The following is a 17,954-nucleotide window of genomic DNA, read 5'->3' as shown; positions in this document are numbered from 1 at the left end:
CCTCGGATGCCTTCCGCGCGAGCAGCCCCTATCGAAGGAAAGCACGACGCGCCCATGAAGACAGACTCCGTCATCAAGATCCTCTTTATCGAGAATTCGGTTGAGGACGCGGAACACATCAATACTTTGTTGCGTAACTCAGGCATTGCCGTTCGCCCAGCGCGAGCAACCACTACCGAGCAAGTCCATGCGGCGCTGGAGGAACTCGGCCCCGACGTGGTTTTGTACAACCCAAGCGTCAGCGGGCTGTCGCTGCGCCATGTGGCGCAGCAAATTGATGCCAGCGCCCGCGACATTGCCCTGATCGCTTGTGTCGCAAAAATCGACGAACAAAGCGTCGCGGACATGTTTCAGGATGGCGTGGTGCATGGTGTCGGTTCGCGCAGCCAACCCAAGCAGCTGATTACTGTTATCCGTCGCGAATTCGAATCGCTGCACGCACGCCGCCAGGTTCGCCGGCTGGAAGCGGCGCTGCGCGAATCGGAGCGCCGCTGCGATGCGTTGCTGGACTCCTCCAACGATCCCATCGCCTACGTGCACGAAGGCATGCACGTGCGCGCCAACCGCTCCTACCTCGATACGTTCGGCTATACCGACTACGACGACCTGCTGGGCCTGCCGGTGCTGGACCTGATCGGTCCGGCCGATGCGGATGCCTTCAAGAATTTGCTGCGTGCGTTGTCGAAAGGCGAGAAGGCCGAATACCGCCTGGAATTACACGCCCGCCGCGCCGATGGCAGCACCTTCCCGGCCACCGCCGAATTCGCCCATGCCACCTTCGAAGGCGAGCCCTGCTTGCAGATCGTGTTCCGACGACAGCAGATCGATCCGTCGCTGGTGGAGCAATTGCAGCGTGATCCGGTCACCGGCTTGTTCAACCGTGCCCGTACGCTGGAATGCATCGACAACGCCGTGGCCGTCGCCAGCGAAGGCCGAAAGGGGCAGACGATGCTGCTGATCGAGCCGGACAATTGGGCGCACCTCGTCAACAACATCGGCCTGGGCAAGGCGGATGAATTGCTGGCTGCCTTCGCCCACCGCGTCACCGCACAGCTGCGCCAGGAAGATATCGCCGGCCTGCTGGCCGAACATACCGTCGGCGTAATCCTGCATACGGAAACCGATGAAGCCATCCGGGCCTGGATCGACACCCTGCAGAAGGCCATCTCCAGCGAAATCTTTGACCTGGGCACGCAGTCGATCACCTTGACCGCCAGCATCGGCGGCAGCCTGCTGGGCGAAAAGAACGCCAACGCCGAGATGCTGTTGAACCAGGCCGGCCAGGCGCTGCGCAGTGCGCAGGGCCAAGGCGGCAATCGCAGCGAATTGCACGATCCGGCAGCCAGAGAAAAGGCCGACGCCGAACGCGAGCGCAATTGGCTGAACTTGCTCCGCCGCGCGCTCACCCAGAACGAATTTGCGCTGTATCACCAGCAGACCATCAGCCTGCAGGATGCCGAGGGCGATTATTCGGAAATCCTGCTGCGCATGAATGGTCCGCAAGGAGAAGTCTCGCCGGGCTTCTTTATGCCAATCGCGGAAAAGTACGGGCTGAATGCCGAAATCGATCGCTGGGTGCTCAACCAGGCCATCGGCGCCTTGAAAGCTCGCGACCGGCATGGCATCCCAACCACCTTCTTCGTCAAGCTCACACCGGATTCCATGCAGCAGCACGCCAACTTGCTGTCGTGGCTGGAGCGCGCGCTAAAGCAGGCAGCGCTCAAGCACGGCCGCCTGGTGCTGGAAATGACCGAAAGCAAGGTGGTGACGATGCTGCGCCCGGCGCAGGAGTTCATCACTGGATGGAAGCAGCTCGGTGGCTCCTTCGCGCTGGAACAGTTCGGCTCTGGTCTTAACTCGTTCCAGCTGCTCAATCACATCGACGCGGATTATTTGAAGATCGACCGCAGCTTCATGGCCGATCTGCCGCAGCATCCGGAAAACCAGAAGAAGGTTACCGAGATCTGCCAGCAGGCGCACGAGATGAAGCGCCTGACCGTGGCCGAGTGGGTGGAGGATGCCGCCAGCACCTCACTGCTGTTTGCCTGCGGCGTGGACTTCGTGCAAGGCAACTTCCTGCAGGAACCGCAGCCGCTCGTGGCAAATATGTAGAAGTCTTCAGGGACGCCGGTACATCCCTACCCTCAGGCGGCACGTAGGTGAGTTGGCGCAACGTAACCCAACTGAATCTCCAGGCTGCCCGGATGCGCCAGTTTAATCCAAGGCGCCCACCGCATGCCCCATAGGCATAGGCAAAACAAAAACCCGCGGATCGCTCCGCGGGTTTTTGTGTCTGTAGCATCGCCCGGAATCAGTCCGCCGACGAGGAAGCAGCGATGGAAGCACCAATGTCTTCCTTGATGCGAGCCGCCTTACCTTCGAGGTTGCGCAGGTAGTACAGCTTGGCGCCACGCACCTTGCCCTTGCGCTTCACCTGCACCGACTCGATGCTCGGGCTATGCGCCTGGAACACGCGCTCCACGCCCGTGCCGTGCGAGATCTTGCGCACGGTGAAGGCCGAATGCAGGCCGCGGCTACGCTTGGCAATCACCACGCCCTCGAACGCCTGTACGCGCTCGCGGTTGCCTTCCTTCACCTTGACGTTGACCACCACGGTGTCGCCAGGGCCGAACTCCGGCAGCTGGCGGGTGATCTGCTCGGCTTCGAACTGTTCGATGATTTTGTTCATGACAACACCTGTCTTTGTTCAATGCTTGCGGTCTTCATCGACCGCGTTTTGCCGTAGCTGTGCCTGAGCATGCTCACGGCGGAATTCATCCAACAGCGCACGGGATTCCTTATCCAACGCGCGCTGCGCCAATAAATCGGGACGCCTCAACCAGGTTCGTCCCAGCGATTGCTTCAGACGCCAGCGGCGAATGGCCGCGTGATCGCCGGAAAGCAGCACCTCCGGTACGTCGCCCAGTGCATCGTGCACCGGTTTTGCGTAATGCGGGCAATCGAGCAAGCCGTTCGAGAAGGAATCCTGCTCGGCGGATTGCGCGTCGTTCAGCGCACCCTCCTGCAGGCGCCCTACCGCGTCGATGATCACCGCGGCGCCCAGCTCGCCGCCGGACAGCACATAGTCGCCGATGGAAAGCTCCTCGTCGACCTCGTGCGCCAGCAGGCGCTCGTCCACACCTTCGTAACGCCCGCAAAGCAGAGCGATGCGAGGCAAGCCCGCCAGCGCCTCCACCCTGCCCTGCGTCAGCCGCGCTCCTTGCGGACTGAGGTAAACCAGATGCACCGGTTCAGGTGCCGCCTCGCGCATCGCCTGGAGGGTTTTGCGCAAAGGCTCGATCAGCATCACCATGCCGGGACCACCGCCGCAGGTGCGGCCATCCACGGTACGGTAGTTGTCGGTGGCGTAATCGCGCGGGTTCCAGGTTTCCACCTGCAGCAGCTCGCGCTGCTGCGCGCGTCCAACGACGCCGACGGCGGCACACTGACGCATGAAGTCCGGAAAAAGCGTGACGACATCAATGCGCATCGGACCCTCAGAACTCGGGATCCCAGTCCACCACCATGCGCCCGCCTGGAATATCCACCGCACGCACGTACACACCCTGGACGAAAGGAACCAGCCGCTCGCGCTCGCCATCCCTTACGACCACCACATCGTTGGCGCCGGTCGCGAACAGATGGCTCACGCGTCCCAACGCCACACCTTCGGTGGTGACGACCTCGAGCCCTTCGAGATCGACCCAGTAATACTCATCCTTGCCAGGTGGCGGCAGCAGCTCGCGGGCGACGTAGATGTCCTGCCCTACCAGCGCTGCGGCGCCATCCCGGTCGTCCACTCCGGGGAATTGGGCGATGAGCCCTTTGCCCTGAGGCCGACCTTTGACACCTTCGAGCTCCGTTTCCCCACCCGGCGCCGCTGAAAGCAGCCAGGGCTGGTACTTGAAGATCTGCACACGGGGCTCGGTCCAGGATTCGAGCTTGACCCAGCCCTGCACGCCGTACAACCCGACGATGCGTCCAACCAGGACGCGCCGACCGGCTGTATTCATGCTCAAGCAGCCTGCTTGGCGGCTTCCTTCAACAGGGAGGCAACCTTGTCGCTCAACTGAGCGCCCTTGCCCACCCACTCCTGCACGCGCGCAACGTTCAGATCAAGGCGCTTGTCCTTGCCCGCGGCGACCGGGTTGTAGAATCCCACGTTCTCGATGCTGCGGCCATCACGCGCGCTGCGCGAATCGGTCACAACGACGTGGTAGAACGGACGGCCCTTGGCGCCGCCGCGCGAAAGACGAATCTTGACCATAGTTGAAAGCTCCAGAGTTGCCGGCGTCTCCGGCAAGCACGCCCTAGACTGGACGCGGTAAACGCGACATTTTAATGAAATTCGCGGAAAAAGGAAGGGGTTAGCGGTGCACCCGCCTCAACGCATGGGCGGAAACCCGCCGCCCATGCCGCTCATGCCCTTCATGGCGCCACGCATCTGCCGCAGCAGGCCCTTGGTGCCGCCCTTGGAGAGCTTGGACATCATTTTTTCCATCTGCATGTACTGCTTGAGCAGACGATTGACATCCGCTGGCTGCGTGCCGGAACCCCGCGCCACACGGGCGCGGCGGGAACCGTTGAGCAGGTCCGGATGGCGGCGCTCTTTCTTGGTCATCGAACTGATGATCGCGATCATGCGCTTGATCTCGCCATCGCCGACCTTGGATTTCACGTTGTCCGGCAGCGAGGACACGCCCGGCAGCTTGTCCATCAAGCCGGCCAGGCCGCCCATGCTGTTCATCTGTTCGAGCTGGTCACGCATGTCGTTGAGGTCGAAGCGCTTGCCCTTCATCACTTTCTGGGCCAGTTTCTGCGCTTTTTCCTGATCGACTTTGCGCTCCACCTCCTCGACCAGCGACAGCACATCGCCCATGCCAAGGATGCGTTGCGCGATACGGTCCGGATAGAACGGTTCCAGCGCGTCGGTCTTTTCACCCGCACCAAGGAACTTGATCGGCCGACCGGTGACGTAGCGCACCGAGAGCGCCGCGCCGCCACGGGCATCGCCGTCGGTCTTGGTGAGCACCACACCGGTAAGGGGCAGTGCCTCGGCAAAGGCCTTGGCGGTGTTGGCCGCGTCCTGGCCGGTCATCGAGTCGACCACGAACAGGGTTTCGATGGGGGTGATCGCGGCGTGTAGCGCCTTGATCTCGGCCATCATCGCTTCGTCGACGTGCAGGCGGCCGGCAGTGTCCACCAGCAACACGTCGATCACTTCCTTGCGCGCTGCAGTGATCGCCGCTTTGGCAATGTCGACCGGATTCTGGCCGGCCTCGGAAGGAAAGAACCTGACCTCGACTTGCTCGGCCAGGGTGCGCAGCTGTTCGATCGCCGCCGGACGATAGACATCGCAACTCACCACCATCACACGCTTCTTCTTGCGCTCGGCAAGGAAGCGCGCCAGCTTGGCCACGGTGGTGGTTTTACCCGCACCCTGCAGGCCCGCCATCAGCACCACGGCCGGCGGCTGCTGGGCAAGGTTCAGTTCGGCATTGGCCGTACCCATCAGCGCGGTCAGCTCATCACTTACCACTTTGACCAGCGCCTGGCCGGGCGACAGGCTCTTGAGCACTTCCTGGCCAACGGCGCGCACCTTCACGCGCTCGATCAGCGCCTGCACCACCGGCAGCGCCACGTCCGCTTCCAGCAGAGCAATGCGCACTTCGCGCAGCGATTCGCGGATATTTTCCTCGGTCAGCCGGCCGCGGCCACGCAGGCGGTTGACAGTGGTGGAGAGGCGTTGACTGAGGGATTCGAACATAAAGGCGAATGGGTAAAGCAAATGGACTGGCGATGATACCAGAGCCGGGCCAGCAGGCCTCTTGGCAGACAGACGTGCCTGCGACCTTCCGACGCGGGATCAAACAACCTTCGACGCTCCCACGAAACGTCGTGCCAATCCAACGCCCTGCAATGACCCGGCAGACGCCCATCGCTCACCGATCCACGTAGAAGTCGGACAGTCGCCGCAACATTGCAAGACGACCGGATGTGCTCACGTTCACCCTATCACCGCCCTGTGCGACACTTGCACGCCATGTTCGCCGCCCTCTCCATCTTCGCCATCGTCTGCTACCTGCTTGCCAGCGGACTGTTGGCATGGCCGCTGTTCGACAGCCGCGCAACAGTACCGGCACGAGTTGCGCGCCCAGCTTTGGTCATCGCCACCCTTGCGATACTGGCGCATGCCGCGTGGTTGCTTGCAGCACATCGTGGCGCGCTCGATCTGCACTTCTTTGCTGCGCTTTCGCTGGTGGCGTGCGTGGTGTCCGCACTCACGCTGGTCGTGAACCTCACGCGCCCCGTGATGGCGCTTGGCGTGATCGTGTTTCCGCTAAGCGCGCTGCTTCTATGCGTCGATAGCTTCTTCGCCCCCCCGACCCTACCGATTCCCATGGACTGGCACATCAAGCTGCACGTCACGGTGGCCTTGCTTGCCTTCAGCGTGCTTTCGATTGCCGCAGCGATGGCGATCCTGCTCGCGATCCAGGAAAAAGCGCTCCGGCACCGTCACATTGGACCGTGGCTGAGTGCCCTTCCTCCTCTGACGCTGACCGAATCCTTGCTGTTCCGCCTGATTGGCGCCGGCTTCGGCCTGCTTACCGTGGCGCTGCTCACCGGCATCCTGTTCGTGAACAACCTGTTCGGCCAACACTTGGTCCACAAGACTGTGCTGTCGATCATCGCCTGGCTGGTGTTCGGCGCCCTGCTCTACGGCCGCTGGCGACACGGCTGGCGTGGCCGCAGCGCGGTGAACCTTACCCTGATCGGCATGAGCGTATTGGTGCTGGCGTTCTTTGGATCAAAGTTCGTATTGGAAGTGATACTGCATCGCGCCGTGGATTGAGCTCAACGGCAAGCATCAATGGCTTGCGACAAGCGCTCCACGCCGATGACTTCCATATCGCCTACGCGCCCCTTCTTTAGTGCGTTGGCCTTCGGCACGATGGCGCGTTGAAACCCATGGTGAGCGGCTTCTTTCAAGCGGTCTTCGCCATTGGGAACCGGACGAATTTCACCGGAAAGACCGACTTCGCCGAAGGTAATCGCTTTGTCCGGCAGTGGGCGATCGCGCAGCGAGGAAAGCACGGCGAGCAATACAGGCAGATCGGCGGCCGTTTCCTGTACACGAATGCCACCAACGACATTGACGAAGACGTCCTGATCGTAAGCCGCAACGCCGCCGTGCCGATGCAAGACGGCCAGCAACATTGCCAGGCGGTTTTGCTCGAGACCGAGCGCCACACGGCGCGGATTTCCTAGCGACGATTGGTCCACCAGCGCCTGCACCTCCACCAGCAAGGGGCGCGTACCTTCGCGTGTCACCATGATGGCGCTACCTGAAGTCGGTCCACTGTGCGCGGAAAGAAAAATCGCAGAGGGGTTGGGCACTTCGCGCAGCCCCTTTTCGGACATGGCGAACACGCCCAGTTCGTTGACCGCGCCAAAGCGATTCTTGAACGCGCGCAACACGCGGAAGCGGCTGCCGGATTCGCCTTCGAAATACAGCACGGCATCGACCATGTGCTCGAGCACGCGCGGGCCTGCAATGCCGCCTTCCTTGGTGACGTGCCCAACCAGGAAAACCGAGGTACCGGTCTCCTTCGCGAACCGCGTGAGCTTGGCAGCGGATTCGCGCACCTGGCTTACCGAACCGGGTGCCGCAGTAAGCAGGTCCGTCCAGATCGTTTGAATGGAATCGATCACCAGCACGCGTGGCCGCGTGGCAGAAACCTGGTCGAGAATGCGTTCGATACCCGTCTCGGCGAGCGCGTGCAGAGGCTGCAATGGCAAATCCAAGCGCTGCGCGCGCGCAGCCACCTGAGCCAGCGATTCTTCGCCGGTGACGTACACGCTGGGCAGCTTTTCGCCGAGCTTGCCGAGCATTTGCAGGAGCAACGTCGATTTGCCTATGCCAGGATCACCGCCGATCAGCACGACCGATCCGTCGACCAATCCGCCACCCAGTACGCGGTCCAGTTCGCCAATGCCGGTCAACGTCCGCGATTCGGCGGTCACCAGCACGTCAGTCAGCGGCGTCACGCGCGCCACGCCACTCACGGCACCGGCATAGCCACTTTGCCGTGCTGCACCGGCGGATTTCTGCGCCGGCTGCACGACGAATTCAGACAGCGTGTTCCAGGCGCCGCATTCCACGCATTGGCCTTGCCATTTGGAATGTTCGGCACCGCAATCGGCGCAGATGTAGGCGGTTTTAGCTTTGGCCATGACACTGCATGCGTGGAATCGATGAGCGAGAGCTTAGCCTGCAAGGGTCGCAGGCCGCGAGACGTGCGATTACCGGTCGTCCTCGACAAACAGTACGCGGCGAGTCATCCCGCAGGTCAGGTCATAACTGATCGTGCCGGCCTGTGCCGCGACGATTTCCACCGGCATCTCCGGCCCCCACAGCACGACGCGATCGCCCACTTTGGCGCCAGGCGCAGCACGCAGATCCAGCGTAATCAGGTCCATGGATACACGACCGATCAACGGCACTCGCGTGTTCGCCACCAGCACAGGCGTGCCGGCCATGGCACTGCGCGGATAGCCGTCGCCATAACCGACCGCAGCGACACCGACAGGCATGTCTTCCGGGCATTCCCAGGTGCCGTTGTACCCGATGCGTTCACCGCGCTTGATCAGGTTGATGGCGATCAGGCGCGTCGCTAGCGTCATGGCTGGGCGAAAACCGAAATCAACGCCGCTTTTGCCTTCTACGACCGACAGCCCATAGAGCAGGCCACCGGTACGCACCCAATCTCCGCGCGCGTCCGGCCAGCCCAACACAGCGGCGGAATTGGAAAGCGAACGCGGCCCGGCGAGGTGCCGCGTGGCGGCTTGAAACCGCTCGATCTGCTGGCGCGTGCGATCGCCATCGAACACCTCCGACTCGGCAAAATGCGTCATCCAGCCGATGTCCGGATCGATGCCCGCCATTGCCGCCAGTTGCGCATGCACTATCGCCGCACGCTCGGGAGCAAAGCCGAGACGATGCATGCCGCTGTCGATTTTCAACCATACGCGCAAGCGCCCACGCGTGGGCGATGCTTCCGACAGCCACTGCAGCTGGCTTTCATGATGGATGGCGGCATCAAGGCCAAGCCGCTGCATTTCCGCCATATCGCCGGACTGATCGGGACCTGACAACACCACGATGCGCTGGCGATGTCCCGCCGCGCGCAAGCGCAAACCATCGCCCAGCGACGCCACCGCAAAGGCATCCGCCGCGCCATCCAGGGCACGCGCGACGCGCTCCAGTCCATGACCGTACGCATCGGCCTTGACCACCGCCATGACCCTGGCCGGCACAGCCAGTTCTTTGATCCGCGCGAGGTTGTGGCGCAATGCGCCCAGATGGATGGTGGCGACGGTGGTGCGACTCATGATGCTTGCATGGATGAAGTGCGGTTCCTGGCAAAGGGTGGATCTCGTGGCGAGCTCAACCTTTCCTTTCCCATCGGGAGGGGTGGGTTCGGCGCAACCTATCGACGCACAGGGTAGCCGCTAACCTGCGCTGGGTCGTGGCGCGCAGATGGCAGTGCGCGGGCAACGCCGGCTCAGAAATGGCCGGTATACGAGTCCGGGCTATAGTTCTCGAACTTGGTGTAGTGACCGAGGAAGGTCAATTTCACCGTATCCGTGGGGCCGTTACGCTGCTTGCCGATGATGATCTCGGCCAAGCCTTTGTCCGGGGAATCCTTGTTGTAGTACTCGTCGCGGTAGATGAACATGATCACGTCCGCGTCCTGCTCGATAGCGCCCGATTCACGCAGGTCCGACATCATCGGCCGCTTGTCCGCGCGCTGCTCCAGTGAGCGGTTCAACTGCGACAGCGCGATAACCGGTACGTTGAGCTCCTTGGCCAGGCCTTTCAGCGAGCGCGAGATTTCCGAGATCTCCGTGGCACGGTTTTCCTTGTTGCCAGGCACCTGCATCAGCTGCAGGTAGTCGATCACGATCAGGCCGAGTCCGCCATGTTCGCGGGCCAGGCGTCGCGCGCGTGAACGCATTTCCACCGGCGACAGGCCCGGCGTGTCGTCGATGAAGATTTTCGCTTCTGAGAGCAGCGCGATGGCATTGGTGACGCGCGGCCAATCTTCTTCGGCCAGGTCGCCTGTGCGCAGATGTTGGGCATGGATGCGTCCGACCGAAGAGATCAGGCGGAAGGCCAGCTGGGAGGCGGACATTTCCATCGAAAAGATCGCCACCGGCTTCTTGGCACGCAGCGCGCAAGCTTCGGCGATGTTGACCGAAAAAGCGGTCTTGCCCATCGACGGGCGCGCCGCAACGATGATCAGGTCCGACGGCTGCAAACCGGACGTGAGGTTGTCCAGATCGCTAAAGCCGGTAGAAATGCCGGTGAGCTGGCCGCGGTTCTGATAGCGCTCGTGCAACTGGCGGAAGGCATCCTTTACCGCATCGCGCATGGACACGGTGTCCTTCTTCCCGCGCGCACCGGATTCGGCGATGTGGAAGACGCGCTGCTCGGCCGTTTCCAGCACCTCGTGCACGGTCTTGCCTTCCGGGCGATAGCCGTCTTCGGTGATCGCGGTGCCGGCATCGATCAACTGACGCAGCACGGATTTCTCGCGCACGATCTCGGCATAGGCGATGATGTTCGCCGCGCTCGGCGTCGTGTTCGCCAGTTCGACCAGATAGCTGGCGCCGCCCACCATCTCGGCCAGGCCGTTGGCTTCGAACCAGTCGCCCAGCGTGATCGCGTCGCAAGGCATGCCCTTGTTGGCAAGCTCGGTGATCGCGCGCCAGATCAGGCGATGGTCTTTGCGATAGAAATCCTGCTCGGCGAGTTTGTCGGCAACCCGATCCAATGCGTCAGCCGCGAGCATCAGTCCACCCAGCACCGCCTGCTCCGCATCGATGGAATGCGGCGGCACGCGCAACGCCTCAATGGCGCTGTAGGAGGATTTGCGTTCGGGGACGAAGGACATGGACATTCCCTGTAGCAAGAGGGGTGCTCAGCGCCGTGTAGGCCGCACGCACAAGTAATGAGCTTACGAGGTCTCATCGCCTGAGACGAGCCAATAAGTCTGTGGATATCTTGTGGGCGACTGGGGATAAAAAACGGCAGCCCGGGAAAACAAAAGGCACCCGCGTTGTCACGGGGTGCCTTTTGCCTATTGCCTAGTCGCGTGGCAGCAGCGGAGGCTGCAATCGATGTCGCCGAGGCTTACTGCTTCTCGGGAACCACAACAACCTTGATCGTGTTCTGCACGTCGGCGTGCAGGCTGATCACCACGTCGAATTCGCCAGTATGGCGGATCGGGCCTTCGCCCTGGATCACTTCGCCCTTGTGGATGTCATGGCCGGCGGCCTGCAGCGCATCGGCGATCTCGCGCGGACCGACCGAACCATACAGCTTGCCTTCCGGACTGGCGTTGGCGGCGATGGTCACCGTCACGTCGGTCAGCTTGGCCTGGCGGGCGCCGGCATCGGACAGCAGCTTATTGGCCTTGGCTTCGTATTCGGCGCGGCGCGCTTCGAAGGCGGCGAGGTTCTCGGCGTTGACACGCACGGCCTTGCCCTGCGGCAGCAGGTAGTTGCGGCCATAGCCCGGCTTGACGTTGACCTTGTCGCCGAGGTTGCCGAGGTTGCGCACCTTCTCAAGAAGAATGAGTTCCATGATTGATTCCTCGATTCGTTAGCACCGGAGTGGCCCGATGCAGCCGTGGACGGTTGTCCGAAAGGAACTGCTGCCCTTGCGGGCAGCAGCGGTAAAGCATTAAACGTCGTGGTTGTCCGTGTACGGCAGCAGCGCCAGGAAGCGCGCGCGCTTGATCGCCGTGGCCAGCTGGCGCTGGTAGCGCGCCTTGGTGCCGGTGATGCGGCTGGGCACGATCTTGCCGTTTTCAGTGACGTACTGGCGCAGCGTATTGAGATCCTTGTAGTCGATCTCTTTGACTTTTTCAGCCGTGAAGCGGCAGAACTTACGGCGGCGGAAGAACTTGGACATGAGTCTGGGCTCCTGGATCAATCTTCGGAATCGGCGTCGTCGCTATCGGCACGACCTACGCGGCGATCGTCGCCATCGCTGTCATCGTCACGGCGGCGGGAGGACTTGGCGTCGTCCTTTTCCTTGCTCTTGAGGATGAAGGACTGCTCGGTGTCGGCAGCGTCGCGCTTGATCACCAGGTGGCGCAGCACGGCGTCGTTGAAGCGGAAGCCCGACTCCAGTTCGCTCAGCACGTTCTGGCTCACTTCGATGTTGAGCATGACGTAATGGGCTTTGGCCAGGTTCACGATCGGATACGCCAGCTGGCGGCGGCCCCAGTCTTCCAGGCGGTGGATCTTGCCGCCGTCGGAACTGATCAGCGCCTTGTAGCGCTCGATCATCGCCGGAACCTGTTCGCTCTGGTCGGGATGGACCATGAATACAACTTCGTAATGACGCAAGGTCATCGGGAAAACTCCTTAAGGATGCGACCCTTACGGGCCTCGCAGCCTCCCGCGGCATGCGGTGAGGCAAGGGCTGTCCAGCGCCTGTTTGGCGTGGACAGAAGCGGAATTGTAAGCGGGGTGAATGAGCGGACGCAAGCCGCTGAATTAGCTGGGTCTATGCGCAGCTCAGCCGACGGTGAAGCTTTCCCCGCACCCGCATTCGCCGGTGGCATTGGGGTTGCGGAACACGAAGCTGGCGTTGAGTCCCTGGCGCTGGAAGTCGATTTCGGTGCCTTCCACCAGCGGCAGGCTCTTGGCGTCGACGATCACCGGCACGCCATCGATCTCGAAGGCCTGGTCGTTCTCGCCTACCTGCTGGGCCAGATCCACTACATAGGCAAAGCCCGAACAGCCGGTGCGCTTCACACCGAAACGGACACCGGCGGCAGACGGCGCCTGCGCGAGGAATTGGCGCATGCGCTGCTGGGCGGAAGGAGTGATCGAGATGGTCATAGGGACAACGGTCTGAATCGGGCACTTGGGCGCATAAAGCTTGTCGCAGTGCGGCAAGGGCTACATTATCATGCCCGCTTGCCTTCACGCCCCCACTCAGATGGGCGCCTCTCCCAGGAGTTTCAATCCATGACGGTGGTAAGCGTCAAACAGGCCCTTTCCGGCAAACTCGAGGCCGGCAGCAAGGCGACGGTGCGCGGTTGGGTGCGCACACGGCGCGATTCCAAGGCTGGCCTGTCGTTCGTGAATATCAGCGATGGCTCGTGCTTCGATCCGATCCAGGCCGTCGTGCCAGCCACCCTCGGCAACTACGAAAGCGAGGTCAAGCACCTCACCACCGGTGCGGGCGTGATCGTCACCGGCACGCTGGTGCCCTCGCAGGGCAAGGGCCAGGCCTTCGAGCTGCAGGCTGACCGCGTCGAAGTCACCGGCTTCGTGGACGATCCGGAAACCTATCCGATCCAGCCCAAGCAGCACTCGATGGAATTCCTGCGCGAGGTCGCGCACCTGCGTCCGCGCACCAACCTGTTCGGCGCCGTCACCCGCGTGCGCCACACGATGATGACGGCGATCCACCGCCATCTCACCGAACAGGGCTTCTTCTGGATCAATACGCCGATCATCACCACTTCTGATGCCGAAGGCGCCGGCGACATGTTCCGCCTGTCCACGCTGGACCTGGCCAACCTGCCGCGCGATGAGAAGGGCAAGATCGATTTCCGCAAGGATTTCTTCGGCCGCGAAGCCTTCCTCACCGTGTCCGGCCAGCTCAACGTCGAGGCCTACTGCCTGGCGATGAGCAAGGTCTACACCTTCGGCCCCACCTTCCGCGCGGAGAATTCCAACACGCCGCGCCATCTGGCCGAGTTCTGGATGGTGGAACCGGAAATCGCCTTCGCCGACCTCACCGCCGACGCCGATTGCGCCGAAGGGTTCCTGAAGGCGATCTTCAAGGCGGTGCTGGAAGAGCGCGCGGATGACATGGCGTTCTTCGCCAAACGCGTGCTGCCGGAAGCCATCACGCGCCTGGAAACCTTCATCAGCCAGCCGTTCGAGCGCATCGACTACACCGATGCCGTCGAGATACTGCAGAAGTGCGGCCAGAAGTTCGAGTTTCCGGTCGCCTGGGGTATCGACCTGCAGACCGAGCACGAGCGCTACCTGGCCGAGAAACATATCGGCCGTCCGGTGGTCGTTATGAACTATCCGGAGCAGATCAAGGCGTTCTACATGCGCTTGAACGACGACGGGAAAACCGTCGCTGCGATGGACGTACTCGCCCCCGGCATCGGCGAGATCATCGGCGGCGCCCAGCGCGAGGAACGTCTGGACTACCTCGATCACCGCATGGCCAAGTTCGGTCTCGATCCTGCCACGTACGGTTGGTACCGTGACCTGCGCCGCTACGGCACCGTGCCGCACGCAGGCTTCGGCCTCGGCTTTGAGCGTCTGCTTGTATACGTGTGCGGCCTGACCAATATCCGTGATGCCATTCCTTATCCACGTGCGGCAGGGAGCGCCGAGTTCTGAGCTCTTAAACCACCATGCGTCTCAAACTGGTACTCCTATTTGCATCCATCCTGCTGCTGGCCGCCTGCCATAGCGTCAAGCTGCCCAAGTTGCCGCTGCCTACCGATCTGCTGCCGCAAAGCCAGCCGATCCGGCCGCTGGCTGATGCCAAGAAGGCACTCGCCGCAGCCACGCCCTGCTGCACCACCTTCGCCGACTTCTCCTACCAGGCCCGCTTGCCCTGGCGGCCGCAACGGTTCGAGCTTGGCCCCAGCAGCCCGGTGGCGGCTATCAACGGTTCACGCAGCTACTTCCTGAGCTTCGCGCTGCCCCAGGATGTAAAGCTGCCTTACAAGATCGGCCTGAAGTCGGAACTGGTCGGCCGCTCCGTGGCCAGCAGCAGCTATCTGTTCGCGCCTACCGTGGTGCAACTCGACGAGGCCTTCCAGCCGATCGATTCGCAAGACGTGAAACTGTGCGAATACATGGGCTGGACCAACGACGACAGCGGCGCATTCGGCAGCGTCGAGGTTACCGACAGCCGCGCGCGCTACGTGGTGGTCTACAGCTCCGCCAAGCAGCAATCGGACAACACATACTGGGAGCAGTCGGCCAGCACCTTCTCGACCAGCAGCACCACCAATACACCGACCGCCACCACCATGGGCGGCAGCTACAAGATCCAGCACGGTCCGGAAGGCGTGGTGTGGGTCGGCCTGATGGATAAAAGCTACAACCAGGCCGTGAGCAAGGCCGTATGCGGCAAAGCCCCGCAAGGCAATGGGCTGCTGAATTCCATCGGCCTGGACCTCGGTTTGACGCGGAGAGGCCCTTGATTCCCGTCGTGGCCTACATCGGCCTGCTGATGATCGGCCTGATCTGCTTCACCATGCACGCCGTGTTGCCGTTTCGCATCGCCAAGCATTTGCGCGACGACTATCCGCAACACTGGAAAGTGATCGTGGATACCGGCAGCGCGCAAGCCGCGCACGGGCCGCAATTGTGGCTGCGCATGCAGAGCGTGCTGCGCTCGCCAGCCATTGCGGCGATCGACGACGCTGCGATCACGCGCCTGTGGCGCATCTGGCGCTACAGTCAGTGGCTGGCCTGGGGTTGCTGGCTCGGTGCGCTGGCCATCCAATGGCACAGCCGTTCCTGAGCGCTTGCTGGCGATTCTTGCGCATCGGCTGGCGCTGAAAACAACCGGGAGATCACATGGATTTGAATTTGAGCGGACGTCACGCCCTGGTGTGTGGCGCATCGCAAGGCATCGGCCGCGCGACGGCAGTCGAACTTGCCGAACTGGGCGCCGACGTCACCCTGCTGGCGCGCTCCGTCGAACGTCTGGCCGCGTTGGCGCAGAGCCTGCCGCGCAAGCATGCATCGCAACGGCATGCATGGCGCAGCGTGGACATGCAGGATACCGATGCGCTGAAGGCAACGGCTTTCGGCATCGTCAACGCCAGCCCCGTGCACATCCTGATCAACAACACCGGCGGTCCGCCGGGCGGCCCCATTCATAGCGCCGAATCCGCCGCCTTCGAAGATACCTTCCGCCAACACGTGCTGGCTGCGCATGCGCTGTTGCAAACGGTGCTGCCGGGCATGCGCGACAGTGCATACGGACGCGTCGTCAACGTAATTTCCACCTCGGTAAAAGAACCGATTCCCGGCCTTGGCGTTTCCAATACCGTTCGCGCCGCGATGGCCGCGTGGGCCAAGACCATGTCCAACGAACTGGCCGCCGATGGCATCACCGTCAACAACGTGCTGCCCGGCTACACCCGCACAGCTCGGCTGGACGGATTGCTGACCGTGCAGGCCCAGAAGAGTGGCCGCAGCGAGCAGGAATTGGCCAAGGACATGGCCGCTGCGGTTCCAGCCCGCCGTTTCGGTGAACCAGGTGAAGTCGCAGCAGTGATCGCATTCCTGTGCACGCCGGCGGCAGCGTACGTCAATGGCGTGAGCATCGCCGTGGACGGCGGGCGTACGAAAGCATTGAGCTGATCGCTGCACTCCCACATACGGCAGCGTCCGGTGCATTCCACTTGAACAGGTTCTAAGCTTGCAAAGATGCCAAGCACACGCCTCGCTAACCTTATCGACGGTCGCCTGCAGGCTCCTCTGGACGACCATTGGCTCGACGTCTATGAACCCGCCACTGGCGAGGTGTTCGCGCAATGTCCCGATTCCACGGCTGCCGACATCGATGCTGCCGTTAAAGCAGCGCTAGGCGCAGCCCCGGCATGGGCCGCCACGCCGACCGAAACGCGCGCCAAATTGCTGCACAAGCTCGCCGATCTGATCGAAGGCAGGCTCGATGAATTCGCCGAGCTGGAATCGCGCGACAGCGGCAAGCCCGTCGCACTCGCCAAGCGCCTGGACATTCCGCGCGCCGTATCCAACCTGCGCTTCTTCGCTGCTGCCGTCATCGGCTGGGAGAGCGAATCGCACGCGATGGAAACTGGCGCGATCAACTACACGCTACGCCATCCGCTTGGCGTCGTCGGCTGCATCAGCCCGTGGAATCTGCCGCTATATCTGTTCACCTGGAAAATTGCACCGGCGCTGGCGAGCGGCAACGCCGTCATTGCCAAGCCTTCCGAGATCACGCCTTGCACGGCCGCATGGCTGGGCGAATTGAGCATCGAAGCCGGCTTTCCTGCTGGCGTGTTGAACATCGTGCAAGGCCGCGGCCCTACCACCGGCCAGGCGATCATCGAGCATCCTGCGATCAAGGCGATTTCCTTCACCGGCAGCACGCGCACCGGTGCGAGCATTGCCGCCACTACCGCGCCGCAATTCAAGAAAGTGTCGTTGGAAATGGGCGGCAAGAATCCCGCGATCGTCTTCGCCGACGCCGATCTCAGTGACGCAAACCTCGACACCATCGTGCGCTCGGGTTTCGCCAACCAGGGCGAGATCTGCCTATGCGGCTCGCGCCTGCTGGTGCAGCGCTCGATCTACGACAGCTTCCGCGAACGCTACCTCGCCAAAGTCCAGGCGCTGCGCGTGGGCGATCCCAAGGACGCCACCACCGATCTCGGCGCACTGGTCTCGCGCGAACACTTCGACAAGGTAATGCGCTGCATTGCACAGGCACGCGACGAAGGTGGGCGCATTCTTTGCGGCGGCGACGCGCTGACGCTCGATGGGCGTTGCGCCGAAGGCTGGTTCATTGCGCCGACGGTGATCGAAGCACTCGGCAACGACACGCAGACCAACCAGCAGGAAATTTTCGGACCAGTCGTCACCCTGATTCCGTTCGATGACGAAGCCGAAGCGATCGCCCTCGCCAATGGCACCGGCTATGGCCTTGCTGCGTCGCTCTGGACCCGCGACCTGTCACGCGCACATCGCATGGGCGCGCAACTGGAATTCGGCATCGTGTGGATCAACTGCTGGCTGTTGCGCGATCTGCGCACGCCGTTCGGGGGCAGCAAGCAATCCGGCGTCGGGCGAGAAGGCGGCGTGGAAGCGCTGCGCTTCTTCACCGAGCCGCGCAATATTTGTATTCGTTACTGAGG

The 17,954-nt window shown here is 62.3% G+C and carries 19 protein-coding genes; 7 read left to right on the top strand and 12 right to left on the bottom strand.

Annotated features, from left to right (window positions below; all coding sequences use genetic code 11):
* Positions 1-54: 54 nt before the first annotated feature.
* Complete coding sequence (locus V7M64_RS07465; RefSeq protein ID WP_333678217.1) at positions 55-2,112, top strand: EAL domain-containing protein; 2,058 nt, start codon at positions 55-57, stop codon at positions 2,110-2,112.
* Between the two features lie 199 nt (positions 2,113-2,311).
* Here the strand turns inward: V7M64_RS07465 and rplS are convergent, their stop codons facing one another.
* The 5 genes from rplS to ffh all read right to left on the bottom strand — a co-directional run bounded on the left by rplS (position 2,312) and on the right by ffh (position 5,767).
* Entirely contained in the window at positions 2,312-2,689 is a 378-nt protein-coding gene (gene rplS / locus V7M64_RS07460; RefSeq protein ID WP_333678216.1) for a 50S ribosomal protein L19, read from the bottom strand.
* A gap of 18 nt (positions 2,690-2,707) precedes the next feature.
* Positions 2,708-3,490 (bottom strand): tRNA (guanosine(37)-N1)-methyltransferase TrmD, encoded by a 783-nt coding sequence (gene trmD, locus V7M64_RS07455; RefSeq protein WP_333678215.1) that lies wholly within the window; start codon positions 3,488-3,490, stop codon positions 2,708-2,710.
* 7 nt (positions 3,491-3,497) lie between these two features.
* Positions 3,498-4,013: a ribosome maturation factor RimM gene (gene rimM / locus V7M64_RS07450; RefSeq protein ID WP_333678213.1), complete on the bottom strand. Its 516-nt coding sequence runs from the start codon at positions 4,011-4,013 to the stop codon at positions 3,498-3,500.
* 2 nt (positions 4,014-4,015) lie between these two features.
* Positions 4,016-4,267 carry a 30S ribosomal protein S16 gene (rpsP, locus tag V7M64_RS07445; protein WP_333678211.1) on the bottom strand — a complete coding sequence of 84 codons (252 nt, stop codon included), beginning with the start codon at positions 4,265-4,267 and terminating at the stop codon, positions 4,016-4,018.
* A 117-nt stretch (positions 4,268-4,384) separates the two neighbouring features.
* Positions 4,385-5,767: a signal recognition particle protein gene (ffh, locus tag V7M64_RS07440; RefSeq protein WP_333678209.1), complete on the bottom strand. Its 1,383-nt coding sequence runs from the start codon at positions 5,765-5,767 to the stop codon at positions 4,385-4,387.
* A gap of 276 nt (positions 5,768-6,043) precedes the next feature.
* Between ffh and ccsA the strand changes: the two genes are divergently transcribed.
* The gene (gene ccsA / locus V7M64_RS07435; RefSeq protein ID WP_333678207.1) at positions 6,044-6,853 is read left to right on the top strand and encodes a cytochrome c biogenesis protein CcsA; all 810 of its coding nucleotides are present in this window, start codon (positions 6,044-6,046) and stop codon (positions 6,851-6,853) included.
* A 2-nt stretch (positions 6,854-6,855) separates the two neighbouring features.
* On the opposite strand, the gene radA is transcribed toward ccsA, so the two are convergent.
* From radA to V7M64_RS07400, 7 genes are all read right to left on the bottom strand, one after another.
* On the bottom strand, positions 6,856-8,235 hold the full coding sequence (gene radA / locus V7M64_RS07430; RefSeq protein ID WP_333678206.1) for a DNA repair protein RadA: 1,380 nt from the start codon (positions 8,233-8,235) through the stop codon (positions 6,856-6,858).
* A 69-nt stretch (positions 8,236-8,304) separates the two neighbouring features.
* Positions 8,305-9,393 carry an alanine racemase gene (gene alr, locus V7M64_RS07425; RefSeq protein ID WP_333678205.1) on the bottom strand — a complete coding sequence of 363 codons (1,089 nt, stop codon included), beginning with the start codon at positions 9,391-9,393 and terminating at the stop codon, positions 8,305-8,307.
* A gap of 173 nt (positions 9,394-9,566) precedes the next feature.
* A complete protein-coding gene (locus tag V7M64_RS07420; RefSeq protein ID WP_333678204.1) occupies positions 9,567-10,958 on the bottom strand; it encodes a replicative DNA helicase in 1,392 nt (463 codons plus the stop codon).
* Between the two features lie 239 nt (positions 10,959-11,197).
* The gene (gene rplI / locus V7M64_RS07415) at positions 11,198-11,650 is read right to left on the bottom strand and encodes a 50S ribosomal protein L9 (RefSeq protein WP_333678203.1); all 453 of its coding nucleotides are present in this window, start codon (positions 11,648-11,650) and stop codon (positions 11,198-11,200) included.
* Between the two features lie 99 nt (positions 11,651-11,749).
* Positions 11,750-11,980, bottom strand: a complete 231-nt coding sequence (rpsR, locus tag V7M64_RS07410) for a 30S ribosomal protein S18 (RefSeq protein WP_017462785.1) — start codon at positions 11,978-11,980, stop codon at positions 11,750-11,752.
* Positions 11,981-11,997: 17 nt separating this feature from the next.
* Complete coding sequence (gene rpsF, locus V7M64_RS07405; protein ID WP_333678199.1) at positions 11,998-12,426, bottom strand: 30S ribosomal protein S6; 429 nt, start codon at positions 12,424-12,426, stop codon at positions 11,998-12,000.
* Positions 12,427-12,591: 165 nt separating this feature from the next.
* Entirely contained in the window at positions 12,592-12,918 is a 327-nt protein-coding gene (locus V7M64_RS07400) for an iron-sulfur cluster assembly accessory protein (protein ID WP_333678198.1), read from the bottom strand.
* 129 nt (positions 12,919-13,047) lie between these two features.
* Here V7M64_RS07400 and asnS point away from each other — a divergent pair, with 129 nt between their 5' ends.
* The 5 genes from asnS to V7M64_RS07375 all read left to right on the top strand — a co-directional run bounded on the left by asnS (position 13,048) and on the right by V7M64_RS07375 (position 17,952).
* Positions 13,048-14,448 (top strand): asparagine--tRNA ligase, encoded by a 1,401-nt coding sequence (gene asnS / locus V7M64_RS07395; protein ID WP_333678197.1) that lies wholly within the window; start codon positions 13,048-13,050, stop codon positions 14,446-14,448.
* A 14-nt stretch (positions 14,449-14,462) separates the two neighbouring features.
* Positions 14,463-15,263: a MalM family protein gene (locus V7M64_RS07390; RefSeq protein WP_333678196.1), complete on the top strand. Its 801-nt coding sequence runs from the start codon at positions 14,463-14,465 to the stop codon at positions 15,261-15,263.
* Positions 15,260-15,586 carry a hypothetical protein gene (locus tag V7M64_RS07385; RefSeq protein ID WP_333678195.1) on the top strand — a complete coding sequence of 109 codons (327 nt, stop codon included), beginning with the start codon at positions 15,260-15,262 and terminating at the stop codon, positions 15,584-15,586. The genes V7M64_RS07390 and V7M64_RS07385 overlap by 4 nt, the downstream gene beginning before the upstream one ends.
* A gap of 56 nt (positions 15,587-15,642) precedes the next feature.
* Positions 15,643-16,434, top strand: coding sequence for an SDR family oxidoreductase (locus V7M64_RS07380; RefSeq protein ID WP_333678194.1), 792 nt, complete (start codon positions 15,643-15,645; stop codon positions 16,432-16,434).
* Between the two features lie 66 nt (positions 16,435-16,500).
* The gene (locus V7M64_RS07375) at positions 16,501-17,952 is read left to right on the top strand and encodes an aldehyde dehydrogenase (RefSeq protein ID WP_333678193.1); all 1,452 of its coding nucleotides are present in this window, start codon (positions 16,501-16,503) and stop codon (positions 17,950-17,952) included.
* Positions 17,953-17,954: the final 2 nt, after the last annotated feature.

It is taken from the genome of Dyella sp. (assembly GCF_036746095.1).
Lineage (GTDB): Bacteria > Pseudomonadota > Gammaproteobacteria > Xanthomonadales > Rhodanobacteraceae > Dyella_B.
This window is presented reverse-complemented; position numbering and strand designations above follow the sequence as displayed.